The 15,785-nt window shown below is 72.1% G+C and carries 16 protein-coding genes; 2 read left to right on the top strand and 14 right to left on the bottom strand.

The features are described 5' to 3' along the window. Positions 1-202 precede the first annotated feature (202 nt). From GA0070216_RS24860 to GA0070216_RS24840, 5 genes are all read right to left on the bottom strand, one after another. Positions 203-1,837 carry a VWA domain-containing protein gene (locus GA0070216_RS24860; protein WP_091251001.1) on the bottom strand — a complete coding sequence of 545 codons (1,635 nt, stop codon included), beginning with the start codon at positions 1,835-1,837 and terminating at the stop codon, positions 203-205. 37 nt (positions 1,838-1,874) lie between these two features. Next, positions 1,875-3,029: an AAA family ATPase gene (locus tag GA0070216_RS24855; protein WP_091250999.1), complete on the bottom strand. Its 1,155-nt coding sequence runs from the start codon at positions 3,027-3,029 to the stop codon at positions 1,875-1,877. A gap of 351 nt (positions 3,030-3,380) precedes the next feature. Beyond that, on the bottom strand, positions 3,381-3,863 hold the full coding sequence (locus GA0070216_RS24850; protein ID WP_091250996.1) for a hypothetical protein: 483 nt from the start codon (positions 3,861-3,863) through the stop codon (positions 3,381-3,383). Between the two features lie 101 nt (positions 3,864-3,964). After that, on the bottom strand, positions 3,965-5,059 hold the full coding sequence (locus GA0070216_RS24845) for a DUF4314 domain-containing protein (RefSeq protein WP_091250994.1): 1,095 nt from the start codon (positions 5,057-5,059) through the stop codon (positions 3,965-3,967). Between the two features lie 70 nt (positions 5,060-5,129). After that, positions 5,130-5,792, bottom strand: a complete 663-nt coding sequence (locus tag GA0070216_RS24840; protein WP_091250992.1) for a hypothetical protein — start codon at positions 5,790-5,792, stop codon at positions 5,130-5,132. Between the two features lie 233 nt (positions 5,793-6,025). On the opposite strand from GA0070216_RS24840, the gene GA0070216_RS24835 reads away from it, so the two are divergent. Then, a complete protein-coding gene (locus GA0070216_RS24835) occupies positions 6,026-6,865 on the top strand; it encodes a DUF4253 domain-containing protein (RefSeq protein ID WP_141723193.1) in 840 nt (279 codons plus the stop codon). A gap of 132 nt (positions 6,866-6,997) precedes the next feature. Here GA0070216_RS24835 and GA0070216_RS24830 read toward each other — a convergent pair whose 3' ends face one another. The 7 genes from GA0070216_RS24830 to GA0070216_RS24800 all read right to left on the bottom strand — a co-directional run bounded on the left by GA0070216_RS24830 (position 6,998) and on the right by GA0070216_RS24800 (position 13,070). Next, the gene (locus GA0070216_RS24830) at positions 6,998-7,633 is read right to left on the bottom strand and encodes a hypothetical protein (protein WP_245722694.1); all 636 of its coding nucleotides are present in this window, start codon (positions 7,631-7,633) and stop codon (positions 6,998-7,000) included. 92 nt (positions 7,634-7,725) lie between these two features. Further along, positions 7,726-8,817, bottom strand: a complete 1,092-nt coding sequence (locus GA0070216_RS24825) for a M23 family metallopeptidase (RefSeq protein ID WP_091250987.1) — start codon at positions 8,815-8,817, stop codon at positions 7,726-7,728. Between the two features lie 324 nt (positions 8,818-9,141). Beyond that, positions 9,142-10,182, bottom strand: a complete 1,041-nt coding sequence (locus GA0070216_RS36220) for a hypothetical protein (protein WP_091250985.1) — start codon at positions 10,180-10,182, stop codon at positions 9,142-9,144. Positions 10,183-10,222: 40 nt separating this feature from the next. Then, positions 10,223-10,639 carry a hypothetical protein gene (locus GA0070216_RS24815; protein WP_091250982.1) on the bottom strand — a complete coding sequence of 139 codons (417 nt, stop codon included), beginning with the start codon at positions 10,637-10,639 and terminating at the stop codon, positions 10,223-10,225. Between the two features lie 121 nt (positions 10,640-10,760). Further along, entirely contained in the window at positions 10,761-11,342 is a 582-nt protein-coding gene (locus GA0070216_RS24810) for a hypothetical protein (RefSeq protein ID WP_245722693.1), read from the bottom strand. A 102-nt stretch (positions 11,343-11,444) separates the two neighbouring features. After that, entirely contained in the window at positions 11,445-12,113 is a 669-nt protein-coding gene (locus GA0070216_RS24805; RefSeq protein WP_091250978.1) for a GGDEF domain-containing protein, read from the bottom strand. A gap of 90 nt (positions 12,114-12,203) precedes the next feature. After that, on the bottom strand, positions 12,204-13,070 hold the full coding sequence (locus GA0070216_RS24800; RefSeq protein ID WP_091250976.1) for a hypothetical protein: 867 nt from the start codon (positions 13,068-13,070) through the stop codon (positions 12,204-12,206). Positions 13,071-13,355: 285 nt separating this feature from the next. Between GA0070216_RS24800 and GA0070216_RS24795 the strand changes: the two genes are divergently transcribed. Continuing rightward, a complete protein-coding gene (locus GA0070216_RS24795; protein ID WP_091250974.1) occupies positions 13,356-13,874 on the top strand; it encodes an AAA family ATPase in 519 nt (172 codons plus the stop codon). Positions 13,875-14,058: 184 nt separating this feature from the next. On the opposite strand, the gene GA0070216_RS24790 is transcribed toward GA0070216_RS24795, so the two are convergent. Then, a complete protein-coding gene (locus GA0070216_RS24790; RefSeq protein WP_091250971.1) occupies positions 14,059-14,406 on the bottom strand; it encodes a hypothetical protein in 348 nt (115 codons plus the stop codon). After that, positions 14,403-15,653, bottom strand: coding sequence for a hypothetical protein (locus GA0070216_RS24785; RefSeq protein WP_091250969.1), 1,251 nt, complete (start codon positions 15,651-15,653; stop codon positions 14,403-14,405). The genes GA0070216_RS24790 and GA0070216_RS24785 overlap by 4 nt, the downstream gene beginning before the upstream one ends. Positions 15,654-15,785: the final 132 nt, after the last annotated feature.

Raw genomic sequence — 15,785 nt, 5'->3', positions numbered from 1 at the left:
GGTCAAGTCGTGGACCAGCGGCGCAGGCCGTCCGCTGCGGTCCCAGCGAGACACGGGACGGATGGCCGGCGGGAGCCCCGTGATTCCGGGGTTGGGGTCCATACGTCGCGGGTTGCCGCGCGCGGCGCTGCCCGGCCGCAGTCGTCGCAGCGCCGTGGCGCGCGGGGTAGGACTGGCCGGCCGCCAGCCGGGGCGGCCGGGCTTAGGCCTGGGCGAGCGCGGTGACGGCGGCGTCGGCGATCGCGGCGATGGCCTCGACCGGGTCGGTGACGGTCAGAGTGGTGGCATGCGTGAAGGTGTTCCCCCAGACCTGGTCCGGGTCTGTCGGCTCGCCCGGGATGGGTGGGTCGGCGGGGTGCAGCCAGAGCACGGCGCAGCCGGCCCGGTGCAGGGTGGTGACGAGTTGCTGGCCGGCGGTGATGTCGTCGAGGTAGCCGTCGGAGACGACGGCGAGCATCCGCAGGGTGCGGCCGTGGCGCAGGTCGAGGAGCTGGTCGGCGACCTTGACCGCTTCCGGGAAGGTGGCGGTGGCGAAGTCGGTGCGCATCCGCAGCACCTGCTTCGGGTAGGTGCGTGGGGGTATCAGGACGGTGGTGCGGTCACCGAACCCGATGGTGGTGGTCGTGGCGTCGGCGCGGCGGGCGGCGTGGGCGAAGATCCACTCCGCGGACGACATCGCCTCGGTGTAGCGGTCCATCGATCCGGACAGGTCGATCAGGACCGCCAGATGCAGACGGGGTTTCTCCGGTGGCAGCTGTGCGCGCTGCTGCCACGGGGTGGCCGTCGGCAGTTGCCCGGCGGCGATCTGCGCGTCGGCGGTGATGGCGTGGCGGGTGCGCAGCCGCCCGGGTGGGATCGTGGAGGGCCGCCGGCCGGGTTCAGGGTGGCGGGTGCGGGCCTGCCGCAGCCGGTTGGACAGGTCGCGGGCCGCGCGGTGTTCCTGCTCGGTCGGGTCCCGCCGGTCCCACTGCGACGGTGGGCTGTGCCGGCGGGCCAGCATCGACGCGGCGTACTGCGCCGGGGTGACGCCGGCGGCGACGGCGAGATAGTCGACGAGGGCCGCGGCGAGGCGGCCGGCGAACTGCCCGGCGTCCGGTACGGGAGTGTCGTGCTGCTGGTCGGGGTCGATGCCGAGGACCTGGCACCACCGTCGGGCCAGGGCGATCATGGTGTCGGCGTCGGTGTCGTCGCAGGTGTGGGCCTCGCGCCAGATGTCCCGCAGCTTCCGCAGGCGTGCGCGCCCGAGGACGCCGGTGACGGCGGCGCGGACGGGGCGGACGTCCTTGCTGGTGACGATGCGGGCGTCGACGCGGGCCAGGAGCAGTGCGGCGAGTTGCCCCGCGTGCCACGCGTCGTCGACGGCCGAGCCGTCGGGGTCGAGGAGGGTTGTCACGACGTGACGCAGCCAGCGGCGGTCGCCCCGGCGGCGGTCGCGTTGGCGGCCTTCGGCCCGGGATTCCTCCAGCATGTCGGCGACGTCGGCGAGGATCGGCGGTGTGCCGGGCGGGGCGCTCCAGCGGCTGTGCGCGGCGTGCGCGGCGCCGTGCACGAGCAGCCCGTAGCCGGTGGGCACGAGGCGCTTGTGTCGGGCTTTGGCCGGGTCGGTGATGTCGGGGTTGTCTGCGATGTAGGTGGCGTCGACCTCGATGCGGCGCAGGTCGGGGTAGAAGCACTCGGGTGCGCCTCCGGCGGCGCCGGGGGCGACGAGGACGGTGAGGTCGGTGCGGCCGGTCAGCAGCGGGATGTGCTGCGTCCACGCCGCGGACCAGGCATGCCAGTCGCTGGCGCCGGCTGGCGGCGGTGCGCCCTGCTGCAGGTGGGTGTGGGGATGTGACACGGGATGGCTCCTTCCAGAAATCTGGGGGTGGATGGGGTCAGCGCTTGCCGAGGGCGAGCGCGGTGATGGGGGTGCCGGTGTGCCGGGACAGGGCGGCGGTGACGTCGTCGCGGGCGTCGGCGGGGGCGATGCCGGCCAGGTTGGCCAAGGCGGCGGTCATGCCCAGGTGGTCGCGGACGGTCACGAAGCCGAGCAGTTCGCGAAGCTGTGGCGCCCACACGGTCTTGCCGGCGGCGAGGTCGGCGTTGAGGTCGATCGCCGCGGCCACGACCTGCTTGGGGGCGCCGAGTTGGCGGGCGAGGTCCCAGTCGGTGGTGACGTGCAGGTGGACGGTGAACCGGGAGGCCAGGGCCTCGGTGAGGACCGCGCCGTGCACGCCCGGGTTGTGGCCGGCGACGATGTAGAACCCGTCGACGGCCTGCACGGTCTCGTTGCCGTTGGCGGGGATGGTGATGACGCCGCGGCCGTCCATGGCCGGGTACAGCACGGCCAGGACGCGGGGCGGGATGAGCGTGGCGTCGTCGACCAGCAGCACCCGCCCTCCCCGCATGGCGGTGACGAGGGGCCCGTGGACGAACTCGTAGCCGCCGCCGGGGACCGGGTTGTAGGAGCCGAGGAAGTCGTCGACGACGGTGTCGCCGGTGCCGGCGACGGTCAGCAGGTCGGGGAACGCGGCCTCGACCATGGCGGTCTTGCCGGTGCCGGGCGGCCCGTACAGCAGCACCGGCACCTGCTGGGCGCGTAGCCGCCGTAGTTCCTCGACGTCCCAGCCCTTGCCGAGCCGCCGTGGGTGGTACAGCGTCCCGTTCGGTCGCGGTACCGGCGCGGGCCGGGACTGCCGCCCACCACCGTTGGAGCGGGTGCGGGGTGCGGCGGGCGGGAGGGTGCCGGCGGCGTCGATGCCGGCTTGGGTGATCTGGAAGCGGTGGTGCGGGTCGCGGTGGTGGGTGGCGTGCCCGGCGGCGGCCATCTTCTTCAGCGCCCCGAAGACCGCCCCGGACGACGGTGCGCCGAGCGCCTGGGTGATCTCGCCGACCTTGAGAATCTTGTCGGGGTGGGCGGCCAGGTGCAGGGCGACCTTGCGGTAGAGGTAGCCGGACCGGCCGGAACCCTCGGTGGCGGGAGTGCCGACGCCGCTGGCCGGGGCCGGGTCGTTCTGCGGTGAACCGGCCGGCGGGTGTGGTGTGGTCATGGGGTTGCCTCGATTCAAGGGGTTGGGCCCGCGCACCCGTCTCCGGGTGCGCGGGCGGTGGGTACCGCACAGCGGAGACGGGCGGGGCCAACCACTGCCGGCCCTGAACCGGGCCGGGCAGGTGGGCGACCACACCCCGGTGGTGCTGAAGGGTCACGGCGACACGTCGGGTCGCCGCTGGTGCGTACTGGTCGGTGTCGGGGCCACGCGGGCGGTGTCGACGCCGACGATGGAACCCCCGCCACCCCGATCGATCAAGTCGAATGGGTGTGCGATGCCGGGGTACGGGTGCGCCGGCTGACTACCCGCGCACCGTGAGGGCCGGGAGCGACGCTGGCGGCCTGGTCGTGGTCAGTCGGCGCAGCCGCGTTCGCAGCCCTGCGGATCGCACTGCTGTCCCTCGGCCATCCGGGTCAGGGCTGCCCTGGTGTCGCCGTCGAGGTCGTCGAGGAACGGCCAGCCGAACCCGTCGGCGAACGCCTTCACCTTGGGTGCCCCGTACATCGGGAAGCCGGCGTTGTCCATCGTTGCCGCGATGTCGTCGCGGCCGAGGAGCCAGGCGAGTTCGCCGAGCTTGTCCACCGACCGGCTCGCCGAGTTGCCGCGGTGGTCGAGGATCTTCCCGATGGCGAATCGCAGGTAGTCCCGGGCGTAGGTCTCGTGGTCGATCCGCCGGGTCCACTCGCCCGGGTGCCGGGGGGTGATGACCTGGCGGGCGTGGTCGAGGTCGAGTGCCTCCACGAGCACCTCCTCCCGGAAGCCGAAGATGTCCTCGCGGTTCGCCCGCAGAGCCCAGACCCGGGTGACGATCTCCTCTTGGGTACGGATGGTCACTGGTTTTCCTTCCTGTTGGTCTCACCTGTCGTGGTGGTGTCGGGTGCCGCCGCAGCCGGCGCGGCTTTCGGCGACGCGGCGGGGCTCGGCCGGGACGCGGCCTATGCCTGGTCGGGGTCGGGCAGGTCGCCGATGATCCGGTCGCAGGCGTACGGGTCGACGGCCTCCCAGCACCAGATGCGGCCCATCACCACGTACCGGCCGTCGCCGTCGGGGGTGATGCGGTCGACGGCGTCCGGGTCGTCGGCCAGGGCACGCTGGTCGGCGACGATGACGTCACCGTCGAAGGACAGGTCGGCCAACGCCTCGTCGACCCGCCGGTCCAGCTCGCCTGCCGGCACGCCCTGCTCGCGGAGGCAGTGGCGGTACTGGTCGCGGTGGCGCTGCTGGTCGGCGACGATCTCCTCGGCCACCGGGCGGGTGCAGGAGAACACCGCCCACCCGTTCCATGAGTCGATCAGGGTGCCGACGAACCCGACCGCGATCCGGTCGTCGCCGTCCGGGCCGAGGGTGCGCGCCCAGTCGCCCGCGAATACGCCGACGTCGCCGATACGGACACGGTCGGGGTGCAGGTGGGACACATCGGTGCCGGTGGGGCTGGCCGCGAGACGACAGCGTTCGGTTACGTGGTCGGTGACGGCGGTGTCGTGGGCGTCGCGGTAGACGGTCATCGCCTCGTCGCGCTGCGGGATACGCAGTCCGAACCAGGCGGAGACGTCGCCGGTGGCGTCGGCGAACAACTCCCACCCTGCGGTGTCGACGGACTCTCCGGCCAAGGTGAAGTGGGGCAGGGTGTCGAGGACGACGGGGTCGCCGTCCTCGACACCGGCCAGGATCCGACGCGCGGCCAGGCGGGTGTCGCCGCTGGCCCGGGCACCGATGGTGTCCTGCGCCCACCATTGGGCGGCGGTGCGTCCGGCCTCGGCGCCGGCGGCGCGCATCCGCCGCAGCGCGGTGGCCCATCCGGTGGCCTCGTCGACCAGTCCACCGGTCGTTGCCGTCGTGCTGGTGGCTGGTGTGATCCGGTCGCCAGTGTCGAGGCACATCGACAGGGTCGAGCCGCTGTCCCAGGTGACCTCGACGGTGTGGTGTCGCTGGTCGTGGCGGCGGACGGTGCCGGTGTCACCGGGCCGCAGCCAGGTGTGCGGGTCGTCGGTGTGGACCAGGGCGACGCGCTGGCCGGGCTGGTAGTTCATGGTGTGCTCCGATCAGTGAGTGGACAGGACAGGCCACCGCCGGAAGGCGACGGCCTCGGGGTGGGCGTGCTCATGGGGTGCCGTCTGTCGTGCCACCCGTCGGGGGCTGCGGCGGCCAGGGCTTGCGGACGAGGTGGTCGCCGAACATCGGGTCGGTGGCGATCGAGGAGCCGCAGCGGGTGCAGCTGGTGACGGTGTCGTAGCCGTAGCCGGCCATGGACGGCACCTCGACGTGGTCGATCTCGTCGACCGCCCCACACACGGTGCACACCGTCATCCCCTGGCCACCGCCGTCGCCGGCGGGTTCGGTGACGAACAGTTCCTCGACAGGGTCGAGGTGGTGGGCGCTGTGCCGCAGCCAGCGGCCGTGGACCGTCGCCTCGTACACCACCAGCCGCCGCTGGTCGAGGTGCAGCAGGTACATCCACTCGACGACCCCGTCGAGGTCCTCGCGGAGCGAGCCCTGCCGGACCACGCCGTATCCGGTCGGGTAGCCCAGTCCCGGTACAGGCGGCAGCCGGTCCCACCGTCGGCGTTTAGGGTTGACGGCGAGGGCCCACCAGTCGTGGGCCAGCAGCGCGACGCCCATGGCGTCGGTGTCGCGGCCGAACGTGTCGGTCCAGATCCGGCGCAGCAGCGGCACCAGGGTCTCCGGAGCCTCACCGAACTGGAGACGACGGGCGGTGTACCTGCCGCGTAACGCGGCGACACCGATCAACGTGGGTGTACTCATGTGCCTTTTCCTCCTCAGGAATGTGGATGGGGTCGCGGTGGTCGCCCCGGGGCGGGACGATCACCGAGCTGTGGTCGACCGCGGCACCGCGCCGGTAGCCGCGATCGGGGTCCTACGGGAGACGCGGTGTTCGCCACCGCGCGGGATTCCTCCGTGCCGACCGCTTCCGCCGGGGACGCGGAGCCGCCCCGGTGCGGGCGGGTCTGTCGGTGGTCGGCACTACCGTGCGGGGCATGGCGGCACCCATGAGGCGCGCGAAGCACATCGCGGCCGCCCTGCGGGGGACCTACCTGCAGGGCCACGTGATTCGGCCGGAGATCGGCGAGACGTTCGTGGTGAGCGGCGTTGATCCCGCGCGCCTGCTCGAGGCGTGGCAGGCCGCCCACGCGGTCATGCCGGTGACCGGCCGGTGGCCCGTCTTCACGCTGCCGGGCGAGCTACACCACGGCCCGTCCGCCGCGGAGATCGCCGAGCTACGCCGAGAGGCGCAGACCCTGGATCCGTGGCCGGTGTTCACGCGGTACCGCGTCGACGAGCCACGGCACCACGCGGACGTGGAGCGCTACGTGCGGGCGTTCCTGGGTGACGAGATGGTCACCCCGGCGATGGAGCAGCTGGGGCTACCGACCACCACGAAGGCGCTGACCCGGTGGACCTACGACACCCTTCTCGCCAATCCGCACCTCGCCGACCGGGTGGTCCGCGGCTACGAGCACCTCATCGGCACCCGGCAGTGGCACACGTTCTCCGAGGTGCAGTTGGTACTTCTGCCGACGACGTCGCAGTGGCTGGCTCCCGCCTGGGTGCAGTACCACGGCACACCCTGCGAGAACGGCGTTGCGGCGTGGGCGGCGGCGATGCGCCAGTGGGAGCAGCGGTGGGGCGCCGCCCTCATCGCCGCCTGGGGCACCATGCTGCAATTCACCGCGCAACGCCAGCCCCCACCCGGCCCGCGGGCATGGGAACTCGCCGGCCAGCTGATGGCCGTCGGCGGCAGCCTGCAGTGCCAACAGTGGCAACTCGCGATCGCTCTCACCCGCAGCGACGCCTGGTTCCTACACGACCGCCCCTGAACGGTGTCGGTGGTCTTGCTCCCTTCGGCCTGGCGGCCAATGCCCTCCGGGTTCGTGGACAGCCAGGGCTGCGAATGGGCGGTCACCTCGTGACGCTGGCTGTTGCTGGCTGGGTGCCTCAGGTTGGTTCAGTCACTCGGTCGCGGGGAGATAGCGCAGCTGACCCTCTCTGGGGATCAGGTACCCGATGCTGTGGTGTGTGGGTGGATCGGCGGCGAAGGTGGTGGCGTCGATCTGGCCGGACACCTCGTTGCCGATGAGACCTAGGCGGAAGTCGACTGCGGTGTAGACCCGAGCGCCCAGGTCAGCCAACCAGTCGTCGATCGGTCTGCGCCAGGCCAGGGAGGCCGAGTTCTGATCGGGATCGCCGGCCATGTGCTCGTGGGAGCGTGGGTCTGCCCGGCCCAGGGCACCCAGCGGCAGGTAGAAGTCGAGCCAGTCGGGGCCGTTGTCCTCGCGGACGGCCACGACGCCGCAGACCATCGGTGCGCCGTTGGGCAGCGGGACCACGCCGTACAAGTGGCTGGACCGCTCCAGCGATGCCAGGGTGCAGGGAACAACCTCTTGGCTGGTCGCTGGAGTCCAGCGGCTGCCGTAGCAGCCCTCGACCCCGGCGGCCGACCACAGGGCGCCAAGCGCGGCCTCCAGCCGTACGTCGCTGGTGTCACCCAATTCGAGTGCCAGTTCGTAGAAACCGCCGCACCAATTGTCGGCGAGGGTGAAGTCTGCGGACTCGATCACCTGACGATCATCCATCCGCTCCAGCAAGCCGGGCACCCCCATAGCGACACGGTCACCGCTGGCAGCCGCTATGCACGCAGGCGATCCTGTCCTCCTGCCCGCTGTCCGGCCGTGCTCTCTCACCGGGCAGGGGGAAGCGGAGCGTTCCGTGCGGCCATGAAGAGCACCGGATCGACCGCGCCTTGAGGGCCGGGGTCGCCATGGTGGTGCACCTCGTAGTGAAGGTGCGGGCCGGAACTGTGGCCGGTGGAGCCGACGACGCCGATCGGTTGGCCGACGGCGACCTGTTGCCCGACCGTCACCATCGGCGGCTGGTCCATGTGGCAGTAGCGGGTGAGCAGGCCGGCGGTGTGGTCGATGTCGACGTACCAGCCGCAGCCGGCGGTGAGGATCGGGTCACCGTCGCGGTCACACCCCCACTCCGCTCCCGTGTTGGCGTGGACGGCGTTGCAGCGCACGGTGCGCACGGTGCCGGCGGACGCCGCGCGGATGAGGGTGCCGCGTGGGGCGCTCAGGTCGACGCCGTCGTGGCCCGGCCGGCCCGAGGTGCGAAACCCGGATCCGACCGGGGCGCGCACGGGCTGGGTCCACGGGCCGACGGCAGCGTCGCACGCGGCCAGGCTGGCAGGGGGTAGGCCGGTGGTGTCGGTGATCGCGGTGACGAGGTCGGTGGCCGGGGTCTCCCATGTGGCGTAGGCGTCGGGGTAGGCGCTGATCTGCACGGCCTGCGCGGCGTCGGTGAGCGGCATCGTCTGCCAGCCGCTGATGGTGACCAGCTTGCCGAAGAAGCTCTCCGTCGCGGAGACGGGATCCCGGAGTTGGGCCGGGGTGCCCCAGCCCTGGCTGGGACGCTGCTGGAACAGGCCGACCGAGTCCCGGTCACCGCCGGACAGGTTGCGCAGGGTGCTTTCCTGCATGGCGGTGGCGACCGCGATCACCCACCCACGGGCCGGCATGGCGAGACGGACGCCGGTGGTGACGATCGCGGCGGCGTTGCCGACCTGGTCGCTGTCCCAGTCACCGATCGCCGGCCACCCGCCCGGTGGCACGAACGGCGACGTCAACGGCGACGAGACGGCGGAAGACGCGGCCACGGGGACGCACCGGGCAGCGGCATTGCCGCCGAGGAGGAATCCGCCGAGACCGCCGAGGCAAAGGATGAACACGATGGTGAGCGCCACCGTCAACGACACCAGGGATCGAAGTGTCATCCGCGCCTGCAGCAACCGGCGGTGAGGCAGCGGGTCCGGCGCGGACGCCAGCGGACGGCCCGAGCGGTCCTGCCAGGTCGTCCCCGCAGGTGCGCGTCGCGGCCTGGAATACCTGCCCGCAAGCCCGGACATCGAGGGATGAGGGGTGAGGGGTGGATGGGACGGGCAGACGTCGGCACAGCGACGTCGCCGGTGTCGACGGGGCGGGTTGCTCCCACGGTGATCTCCTTGCGTTGGCAGGGGTGGCGAGATGCGGGCACGCCGACGGCCCGACCGCCCATCACGGGCGGTCGGGCCGTCGGCGCGGGCGGGTGGGTTGTTGGCTCAGCGGGCGAGGACGGCGACTTTCTCGCCGTGCAGCAGTGGTGCGCCGTCGGGTCCCTTGATGTGGGCGTGGATCCAGATCCGGTACGCCTGGCCGTGTCGGTCGGTCAGGCGGCGCCAGTGGCCGCGGACGACGAACCGGACCCGGTAGCGCCACCTTGCGGGCCCGTCTGCGGGTTCGGTCAGGCCGGAGGTGCGCCGCAGCATCACCACGCGGGTGTCGTGGACGATGCGGGCGCGTGCGGCGCGGCGGCGGGCGGCCCGGTCCAGCGGCGCCGGAGTGGCGATGGCGATGGGTTGGGCTTGGATGCGCCAGAAGGCGTAGGCGATCGCGGCGCATACGTGGGTGCGGGCGGTGGCGTCGGTGATGACGTACCGGCCGTCGGGTGCGGTTTCCCAGTCCCGGTCGGGTTCATCGACGTCCAGCGGGTCGACGGCGGGCACGGGTTGTGCGATAGGCAGCACGTTGACGTCGGTGAGCACGTACGGGCCGAGTCGTGACAGCAGGGTGGGGTCCTGCCGGGCGTAGGTCTGGATGCGGGCGGCGTGGGGGTCGTCGGGGTCGTCACGGTGGGCCCAGCCGCAGATCAGCCAGGATCGCCCACGGGGGGAGGTGAGGGTGGTCCAGGTGATCGCGGCGATGCCGCTGACCCGGCCTGTCAGGGCGCGGTGGTAGATGGGCTCGGGAAGGAACAGCACGCCGGCGTCGGAAGGGGCGGCGTCGGCGGTGAGCAGGTCGCCGGTGAGGTCGAGGGCGTCGGCTCCGGCGGCGACGACGGCGGTCATGGCGGGGGCGATCACGTAGGCCTCGCCGTGGGCCCATACGGCGCTGTTCGCCCGGTTCAGCATGTGGACGAGCTTGTGGTTCGGGTCCGTTCCGCTGGCATTGTCAGGCGGAGTCAGGGCTGCCCAGCGGGTCTCGACGAACGCCTTGTGGTATTCGTGGCCGGCGACGCTGGCGCAGTACTCGTGCATGCGGGTCTTCATCGCGACAGCGGCGCGCGCGTAGCCGGGAAGAGTGGATTCGGTGCGCAGGTTCATGACGTCCTCCTGAACGAAGTGGTGCGCTTGGGGTTGGGGATCAGGTGGCGTAGGCGGCGGTGAGTGCCGCGCCGGGGACACGGCGTGGTAGCCGCTGCGGGATGCGTGACCGCAGGTGTGTGGCGGTGGCGGCGAGTCCGGCGGTGAACCAGCCGATGAAACCGCTGGCTTCGCGCCGCTGGGGTGCTTGCGGCGGGCGGCTGGTGAGGGCCGGCTGCGGTACAGGAGGGGGCGGGGATGCCGCGCCTCGGGCGGCGCGCATCGCGTGTTGTGCCTGCCGGGCGGCGACGCATGGGCCGGCGCCCTGGTCGGCACACCGCAGGTTGATACACCGGTTGTCGGGTCCGGGTTGGTGAGCGGTGAGGACGTCGACGGCCAGCCGCCACAGCAGCCGGTCGGTGACGTCGCTGGGCACCAGGGCCCGGTGGGAGGGGCGGTTGCGGCTCCGGTCAGACATGGCGGACGACCTCCTTCAGGTTTCGGGCAGGGGCCATCGACCGACCGAGGTCGGCGGTGTCGTGCCTGATGAACGGCGCGGACGATGGCGACACTGATCGACGCTTACCTCTGCGTGAAGGTCAAGTCGTCCGCCTCGGGACGGGCCGGCTGGTGGTCTGGACGAGGCGTGTCAGCCCGGCGCGGATGGCGGGGGCGTCGTCGTGGCCGACGTGGTCGTCGACGCGGACCACGGGCCGCGGTTCGTTGCGCTGCCGGATGATCTGGTAGCTGCGGAGGTCGACGTCGACGGCGTCGATCCGGCGGACCTCGTGGATGTCGTCGGAGGCGACGCGCACGTCCTCGTAGCGGATGCCCCAGGCCAGCAGCCGGACCCCGGGAGTGGGATCGGCGAGCAGGTCGACGATGAGGCAGGTATCGACGCAGGCTGCCAGGGTGGGTCGGCCGACCGGACGGTCAGCGCGCAGCGCGTTGGCGAGATCGGGCAGGAAGTCCACGAGTCCGGCGCGGTAGCGGCCCAGGCGGTGGTCGTCGAGCGGGAGATGGGCGACGCGCATCTGGCGTCGTGTGTCGCTGGCTGATGAGGGGGCGGGCCGGTCCTGGGCGAGCAGCAGCAGGGGCGGTTGGCCCCAGGCCTGAAGGTCGGCGTCGGCCTCGACGTCCAGCAGGCATCCGGTGAGGGTGCGGATGGAGTTGAAGGTCATCACGGTGATCGGCTCCTTGACGTGTGCGAGCCCCGCAGACCGGCCGGCCTGCGGGGCTCGCGTTGTGGCAGAAGGGCTTCCTGTGGGGCAGGTGTGGGTGCGTTACCGCAGGTCGCGGTAGCGGGTGCCGCCGTCCGGTGCCGGGGTACGGCCCGGGTCGTAGGCGCGCGGACCACCGCGGAGGCGTTTGGCCAGGTACATGGCCTGGTCGGCGGCGTGCAGGAGGTCGCGGGGCAGCATGTGTGGCTCGGCGGCGGCGTAGCCGACGCTGGCGGTGAGCGCGACCTGGTGACCCGCGATGTCGAACGGGCTGTCCGAGACGTACCGGTAAGCGGCCCGGGCGGCGGATTCGACGTCGCCGTGGACGACGAGGGCGAACTCGTCGCCGGACAGATGCGCGGCCAGGACCACCGCCGGTCCGAGGGTGACCAGACGCTGGCCGACCTCGTACAGCAGGTCGTTGCCCGCCTCGTGGCCGTGGGTGTCGTTGACCTGCTTGAACCGGTCGAGGTCGATCAGGACGAGCCCGAGGGGCTCCCCGAGCGAGAACATGGCCTCGAGGACGGTGCGGAGGGCACGCCGGTTCGGCAGGTCACTCGTGTCGCTGTGGGTGGCCAGATGGCGCCAGTGGGATCGGTCCTGTTCACGGTCGGCCAGCGTCCGCCGCTGGTGGCCGATGATCCGCCGTTGCCGCATGAGCGGCAACACGGCGGTGGCGAATCCGGCGAGCACGCCGCCGGCCGCTGTCAGGTAGGGGTACAGGTGAGACACTCGGCATCACTCCTTGCTCTAGAAGGAGCACCGGGGTGGGCGTGGTTCCGCCAAGTTCGACGCCCACCCCGGGCTACTACGGGTGTGGGATCAGCGGTCCGGGTGCGGGGCGAGTTGGAAGGCCGCCGGCCTCTCGATGACCTGGACCGCCAGACCGTCGGCGACGAGCTTGTGCACGGCGTTGACGACCGCGCCCGCGCTGGCCTTCGCCGCGCCGCTGCCCGCGTTCGCCTCGTCGATGGCCTTACACAGCTGGCTGGTCCGCAACGGCTGGCCGGGATGGGCTTCCAACACGTCGCGGATCGCCCCCCGCAGGCTGCCCTTCGACCGGCGAGGCTTCCCGCCGGCCGACCCGGCCGCAGCCTCGGCCGGGCCGTTGGCCACCCCCGAGTCGTCGCTGCCCGCCGGATCGGGGGTGTGCCTGGGCTCCGCCCCATCGGCGGTCTCGGCCGATCCCTCGTCCTCGGCGCCGGCCGGGGTGCCGTCGGTGTCGGTCGCGGTCTGTTCGCTGTGGCCGGTGTTCGCCTGGGCTGGCGTAGCCGACGGTGACGGCTGGTCCGTGCCGGCGTGCGGTGTCGGTGATGGCTGGCCGGTTGGCTCGTCTCCCGGCCCGGCCCCGACCGCGGTGTCCGCGCCCTGCTCCAGGGGTGCGGGGAGTCCGTCCGGGTTGGCCGGCCCGGGGTGTTCGGTGTCGGTCGTGCTCGCCGGCAGGCCGCCGCTATCGCCGCGTCCTGACAGGTTGGTGGGCTGTCGCCAGAGCGTGCGCCCGTCGTCGGCGCGGAACGTCTCCGCCTGGCCGGCTTCCTCCAGCAGACGCAGGCGTTTGGTGGCCGTGGAGTAGCCCACCCCGGCTTGCTCGGCGATCGCCGCGGCGGTGTCCTGGCCGAGTGCCGCCAGAGCGGCGGCGACCCTGTCGAGCGCGCTGGGCGTCGCGGCCTGCTCAGGTTCACTGTCCATCGTGTCCTCCTCCTTGGTGGTGATGCGTGAATATGTGGGGGTGTGGCGTGCACTGATGCACGCTTCGACGGCGCCCGTGATCAAGTGCGGTGACCGGACCTTGGGACGCCATCGACGTCGCGGTGGGTTGGTGTGGCTGCCAGGGAGAGGCGGCGGGATCGCACCCGCGACGCATCCGACGCGTGAGCCGGAGGCACAGGGGCTGGAACCTGATCCCGGGCCTTGGCACCGACGGGCATCAGGTCGAACGTCGATCTCCCGGGCGACGCGCTAGCGTCGGGTTCCATGATCGTGTGGCTGAACGGCACCCACGGCGCCGGCAAGACGACGACCAGCGCACTCCTGCAGCGACTGGTCCCGGACTCACGGGTTCTCGACGCCGAGAAGGTCGGCGAGACGCTCATGGACATCACGCCAGGGCTGCCCGAGACGGACAACTTCCAGCACTGGCCGCCGTGGCGACAGCTCGTCGTCGAGACCGCCCGCCGGGTACTCGACTACACCGGCGGCACGCTGGTGATGCCCATGACCGTCCTGGTCGAGCAGTACTGGAACGAGATCAGCACAGGCCTGGCCCACCACGCCATCCCGGTGAGGCACTTCGTCCTGCACGCTGACCACGACACCCTCCGCAGGCGTATCGAGGGCGAACATCCCGTGCCCTCCCCGTTCCGCCTCAGCTATCTCGAGCCCTATGCCGAGGCGGCCCGCACGTGGCTACATGCCGAGGCCGAGGTCGTCGACACCACGCACCTCACGCCCGCCCAGGCCGCTCGGCGAATCGCCGGTGCCGTCCGGACCTGAGGCCCGGCCACCCACCGAACGAGCACGGCCGCACGGCCACGCCCGGGGTGATCGCCTGTCCGACCGGACGTCAGCCGGAGTTGGCGTGGTGCGGGACGTCGAGAGCCGCAGGCCCGGCACGCGCTCAACACCTCTGGTCGCTGCCGGACCACCGCTCCTCACCCTGGCGCTTCCGGTTGACGACCTACCCGGCGTCAAGGATCGCGGCAGCCCGCTGGAAGAGCCGCTCGGCGAGGTTCTCCAGCGGTGTCGGGCTGGTGCTGCGGTACGGCGTGGCAGGGTGCCAGGCCGAGGGGGGTTCGTCCGCGAGTGCGGTCCAGGTCATGGCGGGGGTGAGGACCTCGACGAGGGCGTGGCTCTGCGGCGGGTAGGGGTCGCGGTGGATCCGGGCCCGCAGTCGGTGGCCGCCGCTGGTGCGGCGGATCTCGGTGAGGTCGTAGCCTCCCCCGCGTTCGCCGAAGCTCCGGTCCACCACCGTCAGGCCTCGTGGGCTCGTGTCGGCATCGCCGGTGGGGGTGCCGCCGCAGGTCACCGCTGCTCCTCGTCTTGCTGTTCGGGGCCGGTGGCGGTGTGGGAGGCGGTGGCGAGGTGGCTCGCGGCGGTGCGCAGGGCAACGGCGGCGTCGGTGAGTGATGCCCGGATCGCGGTGGCGTCAGCGTCGTCGAGGCCGTCGCTCTCGCTGCCGCGTGGGCTGTCGGCGAGGTGCTGGAGCCCGCCCATGAGGGTGTGGGTGAGGTAGGTCAGGGAGGTGGTGAGATCGGCGAGGTCGTGCGGGGTGGGGATGGCGGCGGATCGGGCCGGGCCGAGGCAGTCGGTCAGGTAGCTGGCGGCGGTGCCGAGGATCCGCGCGGCGGTGTGGGTCAGCTCCGGGCTGAAACCGGCTTCGTCGCCGAAGGCCGAGCCGACCAGCTCACCCAGGTGCTCGGGAGACGCCTCCTGCGGCTCCTGCGCCACGGCCGGGCTCGCGCTGTTCTCGCCGGATGGTTGCTCGTCGGTTCGCGGTGTGGACGTTGCTCCGGTCAGGGTGGCGAGTGTGCGGATGCGGGACCAGGCCACGCCGGTCGCCTGCGCCGACTGGGCGGACCAGTCGGCGGCGTCGCGCAGCCATACCTGGACGTCTTCGGCGGCGTCGATGACCTCCTCCCGCACGTCGCTGTCGTCGTCGAGGCCGGTGAACTGGGTCTGTCGGGCCTGGTCGAGCAGGTAGGACCCGGTCTGTGCGTGCACGCGGACGAGGAGCCGGTTGGTGCGGTGCAGGTATCCGAGCAGGGAGGCGACGTCGGCGGCGGTGTGCAGGGACAGCAGCGCGCTGAAGGGCCCGGTGGCTGTGTGCAGCCACCGGTGGAGGTGTTCGGCGGCGGTGATGGCGCTGCCGAGTCGGGCGGGGGTGGAGGGGCCGTCGAGGGCGAACAGGTCGGTCATCGCGTCGATCCAGGCGCTGGTTGCGCTGTCGACCGGCAGCTGGTCCTCGACGAAGACCGCCGGGGCGAGGTTGCCGTCGGCGTCTGGGCAGATGGGTCGGTTGTCCGCGAGGTGCCACCATCGGGCACCGCCGTGGTAGGCGCTGGTCCAGTTCTCGGCGGGCTGGTCTACCACCAGCTCGCGGCAGACAGGGCAGATCGGGAGTTGAATCATGGTGCTCGTCCTTTCAGACAGGGTGATATCGGCGACCAGGATCTGGTCGCCGTCGGCTTCGGTGGGGTGACCGGCGGCGGGTGACCGGCGCTCGCGGGTGTCGCTGCCGGTGGTGGTCGTGGAAGAGGGGAAGGGCAGCCGCATCGCCGGCCGGTAGCGCAACGGGTGCCCCTGCCAGGGGCGGCCGGCGGATCACAGGCCCGGCGCCGTGTCTCGGGTACGAGGACTGGGTCTGGGCCGGGGCGGCGAACCTGGGTCGGCTGATCTCGGCCGAGG

The organism is Micromonospora matsumotoense (assembly GCF_900091525.1).
Lineage (GTDB): Bacteria > Actinomycetota > Actinomycetes > Mycobacteriales > Micromonosporaceae > Micromonospora > Micromonospora matsumotoensis.
Note: the sequence above shows the minus strand (reverse complement) of the source record. Positions and strands in the feature narration are given on the sequence as shown.